The organism is Caulobacter sp. AVps18 (genome assembly GCF_058681425.1).
The window spans coordinates 2,137,496-2,155,307 of the sequence record NZ_CM178737.1; the positions used below are offsets into that span (position 1 = coordinate 2,137,496).

Annotated in this window: 17 protein-coding genes; 9 read left to right on the forward strand and 8 right to left on the reverse strand. The window is 67.1% G+C overall.

All coding sequences use genetic code 11. The annotated features are described in order from the left end of the window. Window positions 1–120 precede the first annotated feature (120 nt). The 3 genes from ACW179_RS09765 (at window position 121) to ACW179_RS09775 (ending at window position 3,121) form a co-directional block, all read left to right on the forward strand. The gene (locus ACW179_RS09765; protein ID WP_492064099.1) at window positions 121–1,443 is read left to right on the forward strand and encodes an amino acid permease; all 1,323 of its coding nucleotides are present in this window, start codon (window positions 121–123) and stop codon (window positions 1,441–1,443) included. Window positions 1,444–1,469: 26 nt separating this feature from the next. Next, a complete protein-coding gene (locus tag ACW179_RS09770) occupies window positions 1,470–2,735 on the forward strand; it encodes a Xaa-Pro dipeptidase (RefSeq protein WP_492064285.1) in 1,266 nt (421 codons plus the stop codon). Window positions 2,736–2,881: 146 nt separating this feature from the next. Continuing rightward, on the forward strand, window positions 2,882–3,121 hold the full coding sequence (locus tag ACW179_RS09775; RefSeq protein ID WP_492064100.1) for a hypothetical protein: 240 nt from the start codon (window positions 2,882–2,884) through the stop codon (window positions 3,119–3,121). 90 nt (window positions 3,122–3,211) lie between these two features. Here the strand turns inward: ACW179_RS09775 and ACW179_RS09780 are convergent, their stop codons facing one another. The 5 genes from ACW179_RS09780 to ACW179_RS09800 form a co-directional block, all read right to left on the reverse strand. Next, a complete protein-coding gene (locus tag ACW179_RS09780) occupies window positions 3,212–3,829 on the reverse strand; it encodes a TetR/AcrR family transcriptional regulator (RefSeq protein WP_492064101.1) in 618 nt (205 codons plus the stop codon). An 86-nt stretch (window positions 3,830–3,915) separates the two neighbouring features. After that, window positions 3,916–5,052, reverse strand: a complete 1,137-nt coding sequence (locus tag ACW179_RS09785; protein WP_492064102.1) for an aromatic ring-hydroxylating oxygenase subunit alpha — start codon at window positions 5,050–5,052, stop codon at window positions 3,916–3,918. A gap of 133 nt (window positions 5,053–5,185) precedes the next feature. Continuing rightward, entirely contained in the window at window positions 5,186–6,829 is a 1,644-nt protein-coding gene (locus tag ACW179_RS09790; protein WP_492064103.1) for a phytoene desaturase family protein, read from the reverse strand. Between the two features lie 189 nt (window positions 6,830–7,018). Continuing rightward, window positions 7,019–10,084 carry an efflux RND transporter permease subunit gene (locus ACW179_RS09795; protein ID WP_492064104.1) on the reverse strand — a complete coding sequence of 1,022 codons (3,066 nt, stop codon included), beginning with the start codon at window positions 10,082–10,084 and terminating at the stop codon, window positions 7,019–7,021. A 1-nt stretch (window position 10,085) separates the two neighbouring features. Further along, a complete protein-coding gene (locus ACW179_RS09800; protein ID WP_492064105.1) occupies window positions 10,086–11,177 on the reverse strand; it encodes an efflux RND transporter periplasmic adaptor subunit in 1,092 nt (363 codons plus the stop codon). A gap of 92 nt (window positions 11,178–11,269) precedes the next feature. Between ACW179_RS09800 and ACW179_RS09805 the strand changes: the two genes are divergently transcribed. From ACW179_RS09805 to ACW179_RS09815, 3 genes are all read left to right on the forward strand, one after another. After that, window positions 11,270–11,902: a TetR/AcrR family transcriptional regulator gene (locus ACW179_RS09805; protein WP_492064286.1), complete on the forward strand. Its 633-nt coding sequence runs from the start codon at window positions 11,270–11,272 to the stop codon at window positions 11,900–11,902. A gap of 61 nt (window positions 11,903–11,963) precedes the next feature. Next, on the forward strand, window positions 11,964–12,170 hold the full coding sequence (locus tag ACW179_RS09810; protein WP_492064106.1) for a hypothetical protein: 207 nt from the start codon (window positions 11,964–11,966) through the stop codon (window positions 12,168–12,170). Further along, a complete protein-coding gene (locus ACW179_RS09815; RefSeq protein WP_492064107.1) occupies window positions 12,157–12,561 on the forward strand; it encodes a DUF983 domain-containing protein in 405 nt (134 codons plus the stop codon). Before ACW179_RS09810 ends, ACW179_RS09815 begins: the two co-directional genes overlap by 14 nt. Before the next feature lie 22 nt (window positions 12,562–12,583). On the opposite strand, the gene ACW179_RS09820 is transcribed toward ACW179_RS09815, so the two are convergent. Further along, window positions 12,584–12,898, reverse strand: a complete 315-nt coding sequence (locus ACW179_RS09820) for a polyhydroxyalkanoic acid system family protein (RefSeq protein ID WP_492064108.1) — start codon at window positions 12,896–12,898, stop codon at window positions 12,584–12,586. A gap of 122 nt (window positions 12,899–13,020) precedes the next feature. On the opposite strand from ACW179_RS09820, the gene didA reads away from it, so the two are divergent. Together didA and dgcA are read left to right on the forward strand one after the other, a co-directional pair. Beyond that, window positions 13,021–13,227 carry a DNA damage-induced SOS-independent cell division inhibitor A gene (gene didA, locus ACW179_RS09825; RefSeq protein WP_492064109.1) on the forward strand — a complete coding sequence of 69 codons (207 nt, stop codon included), beginning with the start codon at window positions 13,021–13,023 and terminating at the stop codon, window positions 13,225–13,227. Window positions 13,228–13,268: 41 nt separating this feature from the next. Then, window positions 13,269–14,282 carry an N-acetyl-D-Glu racemase DgcA gene (gene dgcA, locus ACW179_RS09830; protein WP_492064110.1) on the forward strand — a complete coding sequence of 338 codons (1,014 nt, stop codon included), beginning with the start codon at window positions 13,269–13,271 and terminating at the stop codon, window positions 14,280–14,282. 136 nt (window positions 14,283–14,418) lie between these two features. Here dgcA and ACW179_RS09835 read toward each other — a convergent pair whose 3' ends face one another. Both ACW179_RS09835 and ACW179_RS09840 read right to left on the reverse strand, forming a co-directional pair. Beyond that, a complete protein-coding gene (locus ACW179_RS09835) occupies window positions 14,419–15,432 on the reverse strand; it encodes an adenosine deaminase (protein WP_492064111.1) in 1,014 nt (337 codons plus the stop codon). Window positions 15,433–15,543: 111 nt separating this feature from the next. Further along, on the reverse strand, window positions 15,544–16,035 hold the full coding sequence (locus ACW179_RS09840) for a hypothetical protein (RefSeq protein WP_492064112.1): 492 nt from the start codon (window positions 16,033–16,035) through the stop codon (window positions 15,544–15,546). 565 nt (window positions 16,036–16,600) lie between these two features. On the opposite strand from ACW179_RS09840, the gene ACW179_RS09845 reads away from it, so the two are divergent. Next, the gene (locus ACW179_RS09845) at window positions 16,601–17,800 is read left to right on the forward strand and encodes an IS256 family transposase (RefSeq protein WP_492059584.1); all 1,200 of its coding nucleotides are present in this window, start codon (window positions 16,601–16,603) and stop codon (window positions 17,798–17,800) included. Window positions 17,801–17,812 lie beyond the last annotated feature (12 nt).

Genomic DNA, 17,812 nt, shown 5'->3' on the forward strand with positions numbered 1-17,812 from the left:
CTTGTCCGCGCCGGAGGCTGCGCCTCTTCCGCCCCCAGCGGGGACGAATGACCGCGACGCAGTCAGGCGGCGGCGAGTGATTGTGGCTCGACGACCTCTGCGGGAGGGCGGGTCCAGGAGATGTCAAAGTTGAAAACGGTCGAACCCAAGGCCCTGGGCTTCTGGATGTGCGTGGCCCTGGTCGTGGGCAACATGATCGGCTCAGGCGTGTTCATGCTGCCCGCCTCGCTGGCACCCTATGGCTGGAATGCGGTGGTCGGCTGGGTTCTGACTATCGGGGGTGCCCTGTGCCTGGCCTTCGTCTTCGCCCGCCTGGCCAAGGCCTTCCCGCAGGGGGGCGGCCCCTACATCTACACCCAGGAAGCCTTTGGCCCGGCGGCCGGCTTCATGGTGGCCTGGAGCTACTGGATCTCAGTGTGGGTCGGTAATGCCGCTATCGCCGCCGGCACTGTCAGCTATCTCAGCGTCTTCTACCCGGAAATCGCCACCCAGCCGGGCATGCACTGCGCCGTCACCCTGGTGATGATCTGGGGCCTGACGATCATGAACTGCTTTGGCGCGCGCCTGGCAGGTGGGATGCAGGTGATCACCACCGCGCTGAAGCTGCTGCCGCTGATGGGCGTGATCCTGCTGGCGGCCGTGGTGCTGGGCAAGACCGGCGGCTCGACCATCCTTCCGTTCCACGCCCAGGATCTGACGCCGGTCGGGATCACCGCCGCCGCGACCCTGACCCTGTGGGCGCTGCTGGGCATGGAGTCGGCCACTGTGCCGGCCGGCAAGGTCGTCGACCCCGAGCGGACTATTCCGCGCGCCACCCTGGTGGGCACCGCGTTTGCAGGGCTGATCTATCTGGTCGTGTGCTCGGCGGTGGTACTTCTGACCCCGGCCGATCTGCTGAAGACCTCCAACGCGCCCTTCGCCGACTTCGTGGGCCTGCACGGCGGCGGCGACGCGCGGCTGGTGCTGGCCGGCTTTGCGGCGATCAGCGGCTTTGGGGCCCTGAACGGCTGGATGCTGCTGCAGGGCGAGATCCCCTATGCCATGGCCAAGGGCGGGGTGTTTCCAGCCTTCCTGGCCAAGACCTCCAAGCGCGGTGCCCCCGTCCGGGCCCACTTGATTTCCAGCGTCTTCCTGACCGTGCTGGTGACGATGAACTACGCCAAGTCGATGGTTGAGCTCTTCACCTTCATGGCCTTGCTGGCGACGGCCATCTCGCTGTTTGCCTATCTGTTCTGCGCCCTGGCGGCGGTGCGCCTGCAGATGCAGGGCAAGATGCCGCCCTCGACCGGCCTGACCGTGGTGGCCATCGTCGCGACGCTCTATTCGTTCTGGACCCTTTATGGAGCCGGTGCCGCCAGCCTGTGGAGCCTTGCGCTGCTGGTCATCGGCCTGCCGATCCACTGGCTGATCAAGCGGGTCGCTGTCATTCCAGCTCCGGAGTAAGGCTCGTGTCGCATCGCCTCTGCGCCCTGACCGGTGCCCTGCTGCTGGCCCTGGTGCCGCTCGGCGTTCAGGCCCAGACCAGCTATGTCCGCGCCGGCAAGCTGATCGACACCGAAGCCGGCAAGGTGCTGACCGACCAGCTGATCCGCATTGAGGGCGAGCGGGTGGTGTCGGTCACCCCCTGGACCAAGGCGCCGACCGACGGGCCGGTGCGCGACTGGAGCGCCTACACCGTCCTGCCCGGCCTGATGGACATGCACACCCATCTGGTCGACCAGGAGCAGACCGACAACATCGCCGAGCCCCTGCTGACCACGGCCGCCGAGCAGGCCTATATCGGCGCAGCCCATGCCCGCGACACCTTGATGGCGGGCTTCACCAGCGTGCGCGACGTGGGCACCTGGCGCGCGTTCGGCGACGTGGCCCTGCGCGACGCCATCGACAAGGGTCTTGTGCCCGGACCGCGCATGTCGGTCGCCGGGGCCTATATCACCACGCCCGGCGGCGGTGGTGAGATCACCGGCATCGCCGCCGACGTCGGCATCCCGCCCGAGATGCGGCGCGGGGTGGTCGAGGACGTGGCCGACACTCACAGCAAGGCCCGCGCCCTGCTCGTGGGCGGGGCCGATTTCCTCAAGCTGATCGCCACCGGTGCCGTCCTGACCGTCGGCACCGAGCCTGGCCAGCTGGAACTGTCGGAAGACGAGATCAAGGCCGCTGTGGAGGAAGCCGCCAAGCGCGGAACCTACGCCACCGCCCACGCCCACGGCGCCGAGGGCATCAAGGTGGCGGTGCGGGCCGGGGTGCGCTCGATCGAGCACGGCTCGCTGATCGACGATGAGGGTATCGCCCTGATGAAGGCCCGGGGCGCATATCTTGTGGCCGATATCTACAACGGCGACTTCATCGACGCCTATGGCACGGCCCATGGCTGGCCGGCCGAGACCTTGAGGAAGAACCTGGAGACCACAGACGCCCAGCGCGTGGGGTTTCGCAAGGCGGTTAAGGCCGGGGTCAAGATCGCCTATGGCACCGACGCGGGTGTCTTTCCGCACGGCCAGAATGCTCGCCAGATGCCCTATATGGTCAAGTACGGCATGACGCCGATGCAGGCGATCCAGTCAGCCACCACCGTCTCGGCCGCCCTGATGGGCAAGAGCGCCGATGTCGGCGTCATCGCCCCGGGTCGGTATGCCGACATTATCGCCGTGGCTGGTGATCCGCTCACGGACATTGCGGCGCTCTCGGTTGTGGTCAAGGTGATGAAGGGTGGCGTTTTGCTAAAGGAGTAGGATCGAAAGCGCCTCGAAAGCGGGCGCTTCGGGGCTGGCATGGCCCTTGCTTTGTGCGGTGCAAAATAAAAATGCTGCGTCGCAATGACACACCTGTCATCATGGGGCGGCATAGACGATCCTGATCCGGTCCAAGGAGGTCCACCATGACCATCGAAAACATCTACTTCGTCCGTCCGGTTGCAGGCGTCTGGCATGTCACCTGGAATGATGCGCCTGACCTGATCGGCTCGTGGTCGTGCCAGTCGGAAGCCCAGGCCGTGGCCGAGATGATGGCGCGCCACATGCGCGTCCAGGGCCGCAACGCCCGCGTCGAGGTGTCCGAACCCGAAGCCCGCCGCGCCTCGTGGGGCCGCAGCTTCGCCGCCCAGGACGTCGCAGCCTAACCTATAGCGCGTTCCGAAAAGTGGGAACCGGTTTTCGGAATGAAACGCGCGTGAAAACAAAAGGCTAGAGCGGGTTGCGATCTGATTCCATCAGATCGCAACCCGCTCTAGCCAGCTTTCCAGGACCCGCCCGGCGATCGCTTCAGCCTCGCCGGGCGTGAACACCGTGGCGTCGAGACACAGTTCCAGCCACAAGCCGTCGACCATGGCGGTCAGGGCCACGGCGGCCAGCCGGGTTTCCCGCGCGCCGCAATCGGCTAACAGACTTTCCAGCCGCGCCCGATAGGCGGCATAGCCCGCCGCATGGATCGCTCCGATGGCGGGCTTGGTCTTCACCAGGCTCCAGAACGCGATCCAGGTTGCCAGCAGTTGCGGGTCCAGCACGGGCGGCGCGAAGCTGGCGGTCAGATAGGCCGTGATCCGCGCGCGCGGATCGGGTCCCGCCGCGTCGACAGCGGCTTCCAGCGCCGCATCGATCCTTTGGCCCACCGCCTCGTAGGCGGCAGCGACCAGGGCGTCCACCCCGTCGAAATAGTGCCGCAGCAGGCCGGGTGACACCCCGGCTTCGGTGCAGATGCTGCGCACTGATGTTCCCGCAACACCCTCGCGCGCCAGGACCGCTTCAGCGGCGGCGACCAGGGCCTGGCGGCGGACGTCCGGAGATTCGCGGGTGAAGGCAGCGCGCCCCCCTCCGGCCCTCCGGGCCACCTCCCCCAGAGGGGGAGGATCTACCGCTTCTGATGCTCCCCCTCTGGGGGAGCTGTCGCGGAGCGACTGAGGGGGACTTCCCGACCTCACCACCCCGTCGGCGGCCGGTCCAGCCGCGCCTCCGGAATGAGCGCCCGCAGCTTCCGGCCAAAGCTCCGCAGACTGACCTCCGAGGTCGCCAGTGGCCCGGCCGTGAAGCTCCTGGACGCCATGCCCTCCTGGACGCGGGCCACCAGCTCGGTGTCCTCGGCATTGACCTGGCGGTTGATGCGCCAGTTCAGATAGCGCGCCGCCTTCATCTCGCGCCGCTCGTCGGGCAGGGCGTAGGCGATCTCGCGGATCAAGGTCTGGGTGGCCGAAACGGGGATGAACTGCATGAAGTCCACCTGGTCGGGATAGATGTCGAAGGCGAAGTTGGGCCACAGCTTGAAATAGGTCCACAGCCGCTTGCGGTCTGCCGGCAGGTGCGCAACGTCGGGCAGGAGGTCCTGATACAGCCGCTCGGACGGATTGTTCGACGGCTCGTCGATCAGCTGGCCCCACATCTTGTCGACCCAGGTCTGGGCCTCGACCCCATAGCCCTTGCCGAACAGCCGGGTCAGGCCCGGATGGGCGACGGGGATGTGCAGGCCGTCTGAATAGTTGTCGCTGATGTTCTTCCAGTTCACCGCGCGGGGCCGCAGGGTGACGCGGCCGAAGGGCTGGAGGTCCTCGAAGCGGTAGTGGGCCACCTCGTGCTCGTAGGGGGCCATCATCTGCGCGACGCTGGGGCCTTCTCCCTCCAGCCGCACGAAGACAAAGCCGCGCCAGACCTCGATATTGACCTTGACCAGCCCCTGCCTGTCCATGTCCAGCGCCGGATAGGTCTCGCGCAGCGGCACGCCGATCAGGCGGCCGTCCAGGTCATAGGTCCAGGCGTGATAGGGGCAGACGATGCGGTTACCGCCCTTGCCGCAGCTGCCGCTGGTTCCGTCGACCAGCCGCGCCCCGCGATGCCGGCAGACATTGGTGAAGGCTCGCGCCCCGCCGTCCTTGCCGCGCACCACCACGACGCTTTCGCCCAGATAGTCCAGCGTGTGGAAGTCGCCGGCCTTGGGGATGTCGTTCAGATGGCAGACGATCTGCCATGACGGGCGGAAGACGCGATCCTGTTCTTCCTTGAAGAACCGGTCATTGCCATAGGTCCAGCCGGGCAGGCCCCAGTCTGATTGCGGGTCGGTCATCGGACGAGCCCCCAACGGGCTGCTGCGCAGCCCTTTTCCCCCTGAGGGGGAAGATGAATCGCGCTGACCTCATCTTCCCCCTCAGGGGGAAGACGATCGCGAAGCGATCCGTAGGGGGCAAGTGATCCAGCCATCACCGCCCCACCACCGAAAGCTTCAGCGCCGTGACGAAATCCCTGTCGCGCAGGATCTCCCGCGCCGCATTGCGCCCCGGATTGCCCGAGACCCCGCCGCCCGGATGACAGCCGGCCCCGCACATATAGAGCCCCTCCAGCGGCCCGCGATGGCTGGCATGGCCCAGTATCGGTCGCGCCGCCCACAGCTGATCCAGCGACATGTGGCCGTGCATGATGTCGCCGTTGACCAGGCCAAACTTCCGTTCGAGATCCATTGGCGACAGGATCATCCGCCCCACGACTGAGGCCTTGAAGTTCGGCGCCCAGTCATTGACCGTGTCGATGATCAGGTCGGCCGCAGCCTCGCGCTCGTCGTCCCACGAGCGGCCGTCAGGCAGGTCCCAGGCAAACTGCTGGCAGAACAGGCTGGCCACGTGCTGGCCGGGCGGGGCCAGGGTGTCGTCCAGGGTCGAGGGGATCAGCATCTCGACGATGGGCTTCTTGCTGATCCCGAACGCCTTCGCGTCGCGATAGGCCTCGTCCATATAGTCCAGGCTGGGCGAGATCACGATGCCGCACTGGTGGTGCTCGGCCACGGCCTTGCCCGGCAGGCAGGTGAAGTCCGGCAGCTCCGACAGGGCCACGTTCATCCGGAATGTGCCTGAGCCGTTCTTGTAGCCCTTGATCGCCTTGGCGAAGGCCGGGGGCAGGGCCGAGGGCGCGATCAGCTTGCCATACAGCAGGGCCGGATTGAGATTGGACGAGACGATCGGGGCCATGATCTGGCGGCCGTCGACCAGTTGCACGCCCACCGCCTTGGGTCCCTTTTTGCCGGGCTCGATATGGACGGCCTCGACGGGGGCGTCGGTCAGGATCTCGACGCCGAGCGCCTCGCAGGCGCGGGCCATGGCCTGGGTGATCGCGCCCATGCCGCCGATGGCGTGGCCCCAGGCGCCCTTCTTGCCGTTCACCTCGCCGAAGGTGTGGTGCAGCAGCACATAGGCCGAGCCTGGCGAGTCCGGGCTGGCAAAGTTGCCGACTACGGCGTCGAAGCCGAAGCTGGCCTTGACCGCGTCGCTTTCGAACCAGCCGTCCAGGAAGTCGCGGGCGCTCTTGGTGAACAGGTCCAGCAGGTCGCGCTTGCGTTCCTTGCTCAGCAGGGCCAGCCGGGTGCCCTGGCGGGCCCCGCGCAGCAGGCCGTGAATGCCGTCGCCCAGATTGGGCGGGGTCTCGGCGGCCAGATCCCGCAGCACGTCGCCGATCTCGTCGAGCATGGCGTAGTAGGCCGGCAGCACCTCGGCGTCGCGGCGGCTGTACTGGCGGAAGGCCTCCTGGGTGCGTTCCAGCCCGCCGCCCAGCTTCAGGTACTTGTCGTCGCTGATCGGCAGGAAGTTGGAGATCGGCCGCTCGACGATCTTCAGCCCGTGGCCGTGCAGGCCCATGTCAGCGATGACCCGGGGGCTGAGCAGGCTGACCGTGTAGCTGGCCACCGAGTTGCGAAAGCCGGGGTGAAACTCTTCCGTCACCGCCGCCCCGCCGACCACGCCACGAGCCTCGCAGATCGTGACCTTCAGACCCGCCTTGGCCAGGTAGAAGGCGCAGACGAGGCCGTTGTGGCCGCCGCCGATAATGACGGCGTCGCGGGTCTGGGTGGTGGCCATGTGGTGTCGTCCCCGAGTTGAAGGGGAGAGGTTGCTATACGAGTGTATAATAGGCAAGTGGCGTTTGATTGACTCGCCCCCTCCGCGCCTGCGGCGCTCCTCCCCCATAAGGGGAAGACGATCTCATCTGCCCCCTATGGGGGCGGACGACCGCGAAGCGGTCAGGTGGGGGCAAGTGTCCCGCCGCCCCTATGCCCGCTCGTCCCCCCGCGCCGTCAGCCAGTACATCACCGGGGTCGCCACCCGCGACAGCAGGGTGCTGGTCACCAGCCCGCCGATGATCGCAATGGCCAGCGGCGAATAGAGTCCCGACCGTTCCAGGGCCAGGGGCATCAGCCCGCCGATCGCCGTGACGGAGGTGAGCAGCACCGGCAGGAACCGCACCTCGCCGGCCTTTTCGATGGCGTCATGCAGGCCCATGCCCTCGCGGCGCAGTTGCTCGGTGAAGTCGACCAGCAGGATCGAGTTCTTGATCTCGATGCCGATCAGGGCGATCAGGCCGATGGTGGCGGTGAAGCTCAGCGAATTGCCGGTGATGGCCAGGGCCGCCACCGCACCGAAGATCCCGAACGGGATGATGCCGGCGACGACGAGCGCGGTCTTGAACTTCTGGAACTCCAGAACCAGTACCGCCAGGATGCCGAACACCGCGATCAGCACCGCCGCGCCTAGGCCTGCGAAGCTTTCCGACTGGGCCTCGGCCTGGCCGCCCAGCGACAGGCGATAGCCGGGGGGCAGGGGCAGGTCCTTCTCCATCCGCGCTACCGCATCTTCCGTGACCTTGGCGGCCAGGAAGCCGGTGGCGACATAGGCGGTGACCGTCACGGTCCGCTCTCGGTCGAAGCGGTCGATGCGGGCTGGGCTGGACTTCAGGGTCGGGGTGGCCACAGCGTCCAGCGGCGCGGCCAGGCCGTCTGCGGTGGGCACATAGACGCCCTTCAGCGCCGACAGCGGATTGCGCGCCGCCCCGTCGGCCTGCTCCATCGGCAGGCGCACCTTGACGGCATAGTCGTCGCCGTCCGGATCGCGGAACCGGCCGGTCTCCTCGCCCGAGAGCGCCAGCCGCGCCACGCGGCGGGCCGCGCCGGCTGGCACGCCCAGGGCGGCGGCCTTGGCCTCGTCAACGCCCAGGTCCAGGTCGGTGCGGTCCAGGCGGACGGGATTGGTCACATCGCGCGTGCCCGGTGTCGCCTTCAGGATCGCTTCGGCACGGGCGGCCAAGGCCTTCAGTGCGTCCAGGTTCTGGCCGGTCAGGCGGATGGCGATGGGGGCGTCGATGGGCGGGCCGTTCTCGAAGGTCACCACGCTGATCCGCGCGCCGGGGAAGCCGGCGAAGTCGCGCCGCAGGGTGTCCAGCACCTTGTCGCTTTGCCCCGGTTCCCAGCGCTTGAGGCTGACGAACACCTCGGCATAGGTCGTGGCGCTCTCGCGCTGCTGCTGGTTGTAGAAGATCTGCGGATTGCCCCGGCCCAGATTGGCGGCCCGCCAGGTGACTTCGGGCGTCGATTTCAGGCGCTGCTCGACGAACTTCAGCGCGCGGTCGGTACGGGCCAGGGACGAGCCGTCGGGGGTCTCGATGCGCACCAGGAACTGCGGCGTCTCGGCCGGCGGAAACAGGCTGGAGCCGATCAGTTTCAGCATCGGATAGGTGGTCAGGCACAGGGCCAGCATGATCGCCAGCGCCGTCCATGGCCGCGCCAGGGCCCGGTGCAGGACGGGTCGGTAGAAGCGGTGAATGCCGCCATTGACGGCCCGCAGCAGGGGATTGCCCTCGGGGTCGGAGTGCTTGTCCAGAACCCGGCTGGCCAGGAACGGGATGATGGTCATTGAGACCAGTAGCGACGCGGCGATGGTGCACAGCACCGTCACCGGCAGCGACTTGATATAGGCCCCTGATCCGGCCGGCAGGGCCATCAGCGGCAGGAAGGCCAGCATCAGGGTGGCGGTACAGCCGATCACCGCCAGGCCGATCTGGCGGGTGCCGTTGACCGCCGCCAGCGTCCGCTCCTCGCCCTCGCGGATGCGGCGGGCGATGTTCTCGGTGATGACGATACTGTCGTCGACCAGCAGGCCCAGGGCCAGCACGAAGCCCGCGATGGACAGCTGGTTGAGGGTAAAGCCGAAGGCCTGCAGCATCGACAGGCCGATCAGCAAACTCAGCGGGATCGAGACCATCACCACCAGCCCGGCGCGGGGGCCCAAGGGCAACAGGGTGATCAGCACCAGAACCAGGGCGATGCCGAAGTCGCGGAACAGGGCGTTGAGCCGGTGCTTGACGTTGTCGGCCTGCACGAAGCCGCGCTGCAGCTTCACCCCGGCGGGCAGCACCGTTTCATAGTCGTCCAGCACCTGTTCGACGGCCTTGGTGATCTTGGCGACGTCCTGGCCGTCCTTCTGGGTGACGGTCAGGAACACGGCGCGCTGGCCGTTGAAGCGGGCCAGATGGGTGGGCTCGGCCTGGGCCCAGGCCACCTTGGCGACGTCGCGAACCCGGGTCACCTGGCCGCCGACGGCGCGCACGGGCGTGTCGGCCACGGCCTCCAGCGAGCGGAACGCCCCGCCGGACTTGACGTTGAAGCGCCGCTCTCCGGCTTGAACCGCGCCGATGGGCGCCTCGGCCCCGGCCTGGCGCAGGGCGTCGGCGACGGCGGTGGCGGGTAGTTTCAGGGCTGACAGGCGGGCCAGGTCCAGCGTCACCTGCACTTCGGATGAGGGCGCGCCCCAATAGCGGGCCTCGCGCACGCCGGCCACGCGGTCCAGCCGCTCGCGCAGGCGGTCGGCGGTCTTTTCCAGCCGCCGCATGGGCAGGACGTCGCTGGTCAGGGCCACCTGAACGATGGCCACCTCGGTGGTGCGGGCGCGCTGGATGTCCAGCCGGGCGATGCCGGTGGGCAGGCTGCCGCGAATGGCGTTCACCTCGCGCACCACCTGATCGTACTTGCGCTCGGGATCGACATCCCAGGTGAAGTGGACGCGAACCACGGCCGCGCCGTCCAGGCTGGTCGACTCGACCTTGTCGATATTGTCCAGGCCATCGACCGCATCTTCGATGGGATCGACGACCAGTTGCTCCATTTCCGAGGGCTCGGCCCCCGGCAGCACGGCGCGGATCACCACGATGGGGATGGGGAAGTGCGGATCTTCCGAGCGCGGAATGCTGGTGAAGGCGTTGAAGCCCAGCATCACCAGCAGGCCAAAGGCCACCAGGGTGAACTGCCAGCGATGGACGGCCAGTCCGGCCAGATCGAATTTCACGCTAGCGGCCTCCCGCCAGCTTCGCAGGATCGACGACGCGGACCTTCTCGCCGTCGCTGACGAAGCCGGCTCCGGCGGTGATCACTTCGGCACCGTCGGAGAGGCCCGAGACGAGGGCGTCGTCGCCGTCAAAGCCGCCAAAGGCCACGGCCGTGCGGCGGGCCACGCCTTGGTCTAGCCGCAGCACGAAGGCGCGTGGGCCGTCGGCCTCCAGCACGGCTTCTGCGGGGATGCGGGCGAAGGCACCAGACACGCGTGGCGCGGCGCGTACCGACAGCCTGGCACCGGCGATCTGGCCGCTGCGCAGGTCGGGGCGTCCGGCCAGTTCGATCTCGACGCTGACGGCGCCGGTGCGGGTGTCTGCGGCCTCGCCCACGCGGGTGACGGTCCCGTTCAGGGTCTGCGGGCCCAGGTCCTCGACCGTGATCTGGGCGGCGTCGCCGACCCGGACTAGCGCAGCGTCGCGGGCGGCCAGCGGCAGGCGCAGGACCAGCGGGCTGGTCAGGTCGGCGACCCTCAGCACCACCTGGCCCGGCTGCACCACTTCGCCCGCCTGGGCGGCGCGCGACAGCACCACGCCCGAAGCTGGCGAAACCAGTTGCGCCCAGCGCCGGTCGAAGCTGGTGGAGCTATAGGCCGCCTGGGCCGCCTTCAGCGCGCTGAGGCGGTCGTCCAGTCTCTGGCGACTGACATAGCCCTTGTCGAACAGGGCGCGGTCGCGCTCGACGTCGCGGCGGGCGCGCTCCAGGTCGGCGCTGGTTTGCTGCTGACGCGCGTCGAGATTAGCCGGGTCGATGGCGGCCAGCACCTGGCCGGCGCGCACGCTATCGCCGGCCTCGACATCCATGCGGGTCAACACGCCGCCAATGCGGAACGACAGGGCCATCTCACGGCGGCGCTCCAGCGTACCGGTCCCCGATACGGTGCCGGCAGTGTTGGGGGCGGCGACCCGCACGGCCTCGACCGGGGTGGGCAGGGCGGGTGCCTCGGCGTCCTTCGCCTTTCCGCCGCACGCGGCCAGCAGAGGCAGGAGCACAAGCAGGGCCAGACCGTCGCGCGCAGCCTGGGCCTTTGACGGGGAAGGGCGCCGCATGCTCTTGTTCCAGCTCAATCAGTGATAACTTATCAGTGATAGATTGTTGTGCCTTGTCAAGCGCAGCGAGGGGTGGTGAAGGTCACAAGATGATGAAGACGCCCAGCACAAGATCGCCGCGCAAGGCCAAGGGACATGGCAGCGAGCGGCGCGAGGAGATCCTTGACGCGGCTCTCGCCCTGTTCAGCGAGAAAGGCGTCCATGCCGTTTCGACCCGGCAGATCGCCGAACTGGCGGGCATCTCCCAGCCGGCGCTCTATGCCTATTTCGCGACCAAGGACGACATGGCCGCCGAGCTGTGCGTGCGGGCCTTCTCCATCCTGGTCGAACGCATGACCGCCGCCCGCGTGGACCACAAGCCGACGCCGGAAAACTTCGAGCGCGCCCTGCGGGTCTATGTCGATTTCGGGGTCGAGAACCCCAATCCCTACCGTGTGGCCTTCATGATCGAGAAGGGGCAGCACGGCGAGTTTCTGGACAAGACCAACAGCCGGCCGATGATTGCCGGGCTGGAGGCCTTCCAGATGTTCAGCGACATTGTCGGCGAGTACCAGGCCGTCGGCATGACCGTACTGGACGACGTGGAACTGACCACCCAGACCCTGTGGGCCGGGCTGCACGGGCTGGTGTCGCTGCTGGTGGCGCGGCCAGAGTTCCCGTGGGTGGAGCGTGAGACCCTGATCGGTGCCCACATCGTCATGCTGCGGCGAGGCGCGTTGAAGTAGCGACGTGGTAATCGGCGCCGCTCGGGCCTATATCCGCGCCTTGATTTTACCGGAGCCTTCCATGGCCAAGCTTCAGCCCCTCCAGTCGTTCAGCCTGCAAGAGACCGAGGACGGCTATCGCCTGCTGGTCTCGGCCATCGGCGGCGACACCCTGTATGTTTCGATCACCGCCGAGCAGATGGACGACATCATCGACTCGCTGGAGCTGGCGGTCGGCGGCGAGGGTGACGGCGAAAGCGAAGCGGGGTTGGAGGATGACGACTTCTGAGAAGATCATCCCGCCGCTCCTCTCGGGCCTGCGCTGTCGCTGTCCGCGCTGTGGCGAGGGCAAGCTGTTTTCCGGTTACCTGAAGCTGGCCCCGGCCTGCGACCGCTGTGGCCTGAGCTACGCCTTCGCCGACCCTGCCGACGGGCCGGCCTTCTTCGTGATGAGCGGCGTCGGCATCGTGGTGATCGCCGTCTTCGCCTGGGTGGAGATTGTCTATCGCCCGCCGATCTGGGTGCACTTCGTCACCGTCTTCCCCGCTCTGATCGGCGCGTGCCTGGGGACGCTGCGGCCAGTCAAGGCCTGGCTGGTGGCGTCGCAGTACATCCACAAGGCGGAGGAGGGGCGTTTCGAGAGCGTCGGCCGCCACGATTTCGACGAGCGGCGGCTGTAGGCGGGCCGCCGCCACTCGCCGCCTACTTCTTCTCCAGCAGCAGCGTGCCACGGTTCTGAAGCTCGGCTTTGATCTTGCCGGCGATCATGCCCAGCATGCCGGGCAGGACGATATCCAGTTTCACCATGTCGCCCAGCACATCCATGGTGCCGCTGATCGTCTGGCCCATGGCCATGGCCGAGAAGGTCATGGTGTCGCCGTTCCACGACTGATGCACCTGATCAGCCTTGCCGCCCGGGATCTGGGCGGCCAGTTGGGCAAAGCCGGCCTCGACCCGCCGCCGCGCTTCGACCGCGCCAAGCTGGTGGGGGATGGTGATCGTGATCGGCTTGGACATGATGGGTCTCTGTTGATGGTTCGCTGGCAACGTCCCGAAGATAGGAACGGTTGGGCGTTACGGAACCTGCGTCCGTTTCCGACGTAGGTGGGGGCGAGGGTGAGGCATCCCAGGAGGACGCCATGACCGACTACGCCATGCCCCACGCTTTTCAACCCACCCGCCGTCCCGCCCGCCCGGGGCGTCCCACCGGCGTTCTGGGTGCGATCAGCTATGCGGGCGTTCTGCTGGTCTGGCTGGCCCTGTTCGTGGTCGACCGGCCGCTGGCGATGAAGGTGTTTCGCGAGCGCCGCGCCGACTCGCCGATCCGTCGCGACTGGAACTGGTAGGCCTCTCGCCACAGCGCGCGAACAGTGACAAGCCTTGCGCCATGTCGCTGCACCTGACCGCCCGCGCCGTCGATCACCCGCTAAAGGCCCCGTTCCGCATCTCGCGCGGGGTCAAGACCGCCGCCAATGTCGTGGTCGTCGAGGCCCAGGCCGGCGGCTGCACCGGGCGCGGCGAGAGCGTTCCCTATGCTCGCTACGACGAGACGGTCGCGGGCGTTCTGGCCCAGCTGAAGCCGGTGCTCGACGCCCTGGCCTTCGACGCCGATGAAGGTGCAGCCCTGGCGCTGCTGCCGCCCGGCGCGGCCCGCAACGCTCTGGACTGCGCCCTGTGGGACCTGCGGGCCCGTCGGACCGGCGTCAGCGTCGCCGAAGCGACCGGCCTGCCGGCCCCGCCGTCGCTGATCACCGCCGTCACGGTCAGTCTCGACAGCCCCGACGCCATGGGCACCGCCGCCCGTGCCGTGGCCGATGCGCCGCTGATCAAGATCAAGCTGTCGGCCGATGATCCTGCCGCCTGCCTGCGGGCGGTCGCGGCGGCTGCACCCGACAGCCGCTTCATCGTCGATCCGAACGAGGGCTGGACGTTCGAGATCCTGCACGGCCTGCGCAGCCTGCTGGCCGACCTGCCTGTCGCCCTGGTCGAACAGCCCCTGCCGGCCGGGGCCGATCAAGACCTCGACGGCTATGATCCGCCCTATGTCATCTGCGCCGATGAGTCGGTGCATGTCGGCGGCGACCTGGCCGCCCTGCGCGGCCGCTATGGCGCGGTGAACCTGAAGCTCGACAAGACCGGCGGGCTCTCCGAAGCCGTGCGCATGCTGGAGCAGGCCCGCGACCTGGGCTTCCAGTTGATGACCGGCTGCATGGTGGCCTCATCCCTGGGCATCGCCCCGGCCCTGCATCTGGCGGGCGGCTGCCAGTATGCCGATCTCGACGGCCCCTGGTGGCTGGCCGACGACCATCCCGGCGGCCTGCGGGTGGAGCGTGGTCGGATCACGCCCCCGGCGGCCGGGTTCTGGGGCGATGGGGTGAAGGCTGAGGGGCTGTGGCTTTAGGCGGCTAGCGCAGCGCTGGCCCCCTCCGGCCCTCCGGGCCACCTCCCCCAGAGGGGGAGGATCTACCGCCTCAGATGCTCCCCCTTTGGGGGAGCTGTCGCGGAGCGACTGAGGGGGTCAGCGCGACGTCCAGTTGTCAGTTCGCCGCCGCATAGGCGTCCACAGCTGCCACGCGCTGCGCCTTTTCGGCCTCGCTCAGGAACGAACCGGTGAAGCTGTTCCTGGCCAGGGTCACCAGCTCCTCGCGGGTCAGGCCCACGGCGTTGGCGGTGGCCATGTAGTTTTCCAGCAGATAGCCGCCGAAATAGGCCGGATCGTCGGAATTGACCGTGGCCTTCAGGCCAAGCTCCAGCATGCGTTTCAGCGGGTGAACGTCCAGGCTCGCCACGCCGCACAGCTTCAGGTTCGACAGCGGGCAGACGGTCAGGGTGATGCCGTCGCGCACCAGACGCTCGGTCAGGGCCGCGTCTTCCAGCGCCCGGTTGCCGTGGTCGATGCGGTCGACCTTCACCAGGTCGATGGCCTCCCAGACGTATTCCGGCGGGCCTTCCTCGCCGGCATGGGCCACGATCTTCAGGCCAAGCTCGCGGGCCGCCGCGAACACCCGCGCGAACTTGGCCGGCGGATGACCGACCTCCGAGCTGTCCAGCCCGACGCCGGCGATCTTCGACAGCCAGGGCTTGGCCTGTTCCAGGGTGGCGAAGGCCTCGTCTTCCGACAGGTGGCGCAGGAAGCACAGGATCAGCTTGGAGGTGACGCCCAGGGTCTTTTCCGCCTCGTCCATGCCGGCCAGCAGGCCCTGCATCACCGTGTCGAAGGCAATCCCGCGCTCGGTATGGGTCTGGGGGTCAAAGAAGATTTCGGCATGGGTGCCGCCGTCGGCCGCCAGCCGGGTGAAATAGGCCAGGGCCAGGTCCTTGAAGTCCTCAGCCGTGATCAGAACCCCGGCCCCCTGGTAATAGATGTCCAGGAAGTCCTGCAGGTTGGAAAAGGCATAGGCCGCGCGGATCTCGTCCACCGACTTGAACGGCAGGGCGATCCCGTTGCGCTCGGCCAACTGGAACATCAGCTCGGGCTCGAGGCTGCCCTCGATATGCATGTGCAGTTCAGCCTTGGGCAGGCCACGAACGAAGGCGGTGAGATCGGTCATGGGCGGAGTCATCGGGTGAAGGCGCGGCGCGGTCAAGGGTTGGGAAGGGGCGGCCCGCGTGTTGTCTCGGCGCTGGGTTAGGAGTCGGCCTCCGGCAGCTAGCCCACAACTCTATTGGTTGATTCTTTCCGTACCCAGGATTGCTGGAACACCTTTGGAAAAGCGCTGGCAGGCCTTGATACCCCACTGACCGCGCTGCTCGCTCGGAGCGCCTGGATTTACTGCCCAATAGTGGGTGAAACGGGCTCGCTCGGTACCATTGATGATGAGAAGCTCGCCATCTCGATAGAGTCCACGCGCTCTGGCGGGCTCGTCAGAGAAACGAATGAAGACGTTTGCCCAGGTAAGGGTCTCCACGGGACCGACACGGTCCCATGAAAAGCATTTTCCGTCAGGCCGCGCATAGGGCGCTGTGCCGGGCGGGGCATGAAAAGCATTGTAAGCGTTCCAGGCGGCGCATCTTGGATCACCCGCCTCAAACATTTGAAACCTGTAGGTCCCCTCAGGATCGTTCGCTCCCGGGCCGAAGTAAGGGCTGCTTGTGGGGCGCATCTGGACGTAGATGGCGCGCGCCAATCCAGAGAGGAAAAAGCCGTCTTCCACGGAGTATTCCTCATATGGCCTCAGCGAGGTGTGCTGAGGGTCATCCGCTGGATCAAGCGCCATTGTTCCCGGCAGCCACAAGTCGAGTCCCTGAGGTTTTTCCCCGTACCAATGAGTACCCGCGTCTTGGGAACAACGGCGCGTCATCTCGTTCAATACAGCCTGGGGCGGTCGTGCATTGAGATAGACAGCTGTCATGCAGCCTTGGAGGCCAACCGCGATAAGTGTGGCCGACAGAGCCCTGACCAGATGTGTTCGCATCACTGCCTCACTTCCCCGATTAGCCCAACGCCGGCTTAACTCGACCATAGCGTCTGTAATGTGTCGAAGGCTCGCTATGATATCGAGTTCCCTTTTTCAGACGTCGGGTTTGTTGAGATCGAACCGCTTTCCGCCTCGCTCAGGGTCGTGTCCCGGGACGTGGTGTAGCTCGTTGGCGATAGCGTAGCCGCTCGCGACGCGCGCCTTCCCCATGGCGCCGTAGCGAGCGAGCGGCGTAGCGGTGGTCATCCACGATCTTCGGTAGGGTTGGGTTGCGAAGCTCAACCTGAACCAAGGACCGAAGATGACCGAAGACACAATCGCCCTTCGCGGGCTGATGGAGAAGAGCGGCGACAGCGATTTTCTACGCGAGATGATCGGGTTCGCCGCCCAACGCCTTATGGAGCTGGAGGTGGGCGGCCTGACTGGGGCTGCGCACGGCGAGAAGAGCCCCGAGCGGCTGGCGCAGCGCAACGGCTACCGCGATCGCGACTGGGAGACGCGGGCGGGCACGGTGGAACTGCGGATCCCAAAGCTTCGCAAGGGCTCCTACTTTCCGGGCTTCTTGGAGCCGCGGCGGCTGGCCGAGAAGGCACTGACCGCGGTGATCCAGGAGGCCTACATCCAGGGGATCTCGACCCGCTCGGTGGATGACCTGGTCAAGGCGATGGGCATGAGCGGCATCTCCAAGAGCCAGGTCTCGCGGCTCTGCGAGGAGATCGACGAGCGCGTCCAGGCCTTCCTGACCCGGCCGATCGAGGGCGACTGGCCCTACCTGTGGATCGACGCCACCTATGTGAAAGACCGCACCGCCGGGCGTATCGTGTCCAAGGCCGTCATCGTCGCCGTGGGCGTCAACGCCGATGGCCGGCGCGAGGTGCTGGGCCTGGCGGTGGGCCCTTCCGAGGCCGAGACGTTCTGGACGGACTTCCTCAGAAGCCTGGCCCGGCGCGGCCTGCGGGGCGTCAAGCTGGTGACCTCCGACGCCCACGAGGGTATCAAGGCGTCGGTCTCCAAAATCATGAACTGCACTTGGCAGCGTTGCCGCGTCCACTTCATGCGCAATGTCATGGCTCACGCCGGCAAGAGCGGTCGCGCCATGGTCTCGGCCTTCATCGGCACGGCCTTCGCCCAGGACGACGCCCAGGCCGCCAAGACCCAATGGCGCGGCGTCGCCGACCAACTGCGGCCCAAACTCCCCAAGCTGGCCGGCTTCCTCGACCAGGCCGAGACCGATGTCCTGGCCTACATGACCTTCCCCGCCGCCCACCGCACCAAGTTGCACTCCACAAACTCCCTGGAGCGGCTCAATGGCGAGATCAAACGCCGGACAGAGGTCGTAGGCATCTTCCCCAACGAGGCCGCCATCATCCGGCTCGTCGGCGCCATTCTGCTCGAGCAGAACGACGAATGGGCCGTCCAACGATGCCGCTACATGACCCTGGAAAGTGTCGCTCCCTTGAGCGATGATCCCATCGTCAGCCTGCCCATCATGGCGGCCTGACCAATCCGGCTC

Bases quoted from the DNA above. Each gene is read 5' to 3' on its own strand.
- ACW179_RS09765 (WP_492064099.1), top strand. From the start codon at position 121: ATGTCAAAGTTGAAAACGGTCGAACCCAAGGCCCTGGGCTTCTGGATG.
- ACW179_RS09775 (WP_492064100.1), top strand. From the start codon at position 2,882: ATGACCATCGAAAACATCTACTTCGTCCGTCCGGTTGCAGGCGTCTGG.
- ACW179_RS09785 (WP_492064102.1), bottom strand. From the start codon at position 5,052: ATGACCGACCCGCAATCAGACTGGGGCCTGCCCGGCTGGACCTATGGC.
- ACW179_RS09790 (WP_492064103.1), bottom strand. From the start codon at position 6,829: ATGGCCACCACCCAGACCCGCGACGCCGTCATTATCGGCGGCGGCCAC.
- ACW179_RS09800 (WP_492064105.1), bottom strand. From the start codon at position 11,177: ATGCGGCGCCCTTCCCCGTCAAAGGCCCAGGCTGCGCGCGACGGTCTG.
- ACW179_RS09805 (WP_492064286.1), top strand. From the start codon at position 11,270: ATGAAGACGCCCAGCACAAGATCGCCGCGCAAGGCCAAGGGACATGGC.
- ACW179_RS09810 (WP_492064106.1), top strand. From the start codon at position 11,964: ATGGCCAAGCTTCAGCCCCTCCAGTCGTTCAGCCTGCAAGAGACCGAG.
- ACW179_RS09815 (WP_492064107.1), top strand. From the start codon at position 12,157: ATGACGACTTCTGAGAAGATCATCCCGCCGCTCCTCTCGGGCCTGCGC.
- ACW179_RS09820 (WP_492064108.1), bottom strand. From the start codon at position 12,898: ATGTCCAAGCCGATCACGATCACCATCCCCCACCAGCTTGGCGCGGTC.
- didA (WP_492064109.1), top strand. From the start codon at position 13,021: ATGACCGACTACGCCATGCCCCACGCTTTTCAACCCACCCGCCGTCCC.
- dgcA (WP_492064110.1), top strand. From the start codon at position 13,269: ATGTCGCTGCACCTGACCGCCCGCGCCGTCGATCACCCGCTAAAGGCC.
- ACW179_RS09835 (WP_492064111.1), bottom strand. From the start codon at position 15,432: ATGACCGATCTCACCGCCTTCGTTCGTGGCCTGCCCAAGGCTGAACTG.
- ACW179_RS09845 (WP_492059584.1), top strand. From the start codon at position 16,601: ATGACCGAAGACACAATCGCCCTTCGCGGGCTGATGGAGAAGAGCGGC.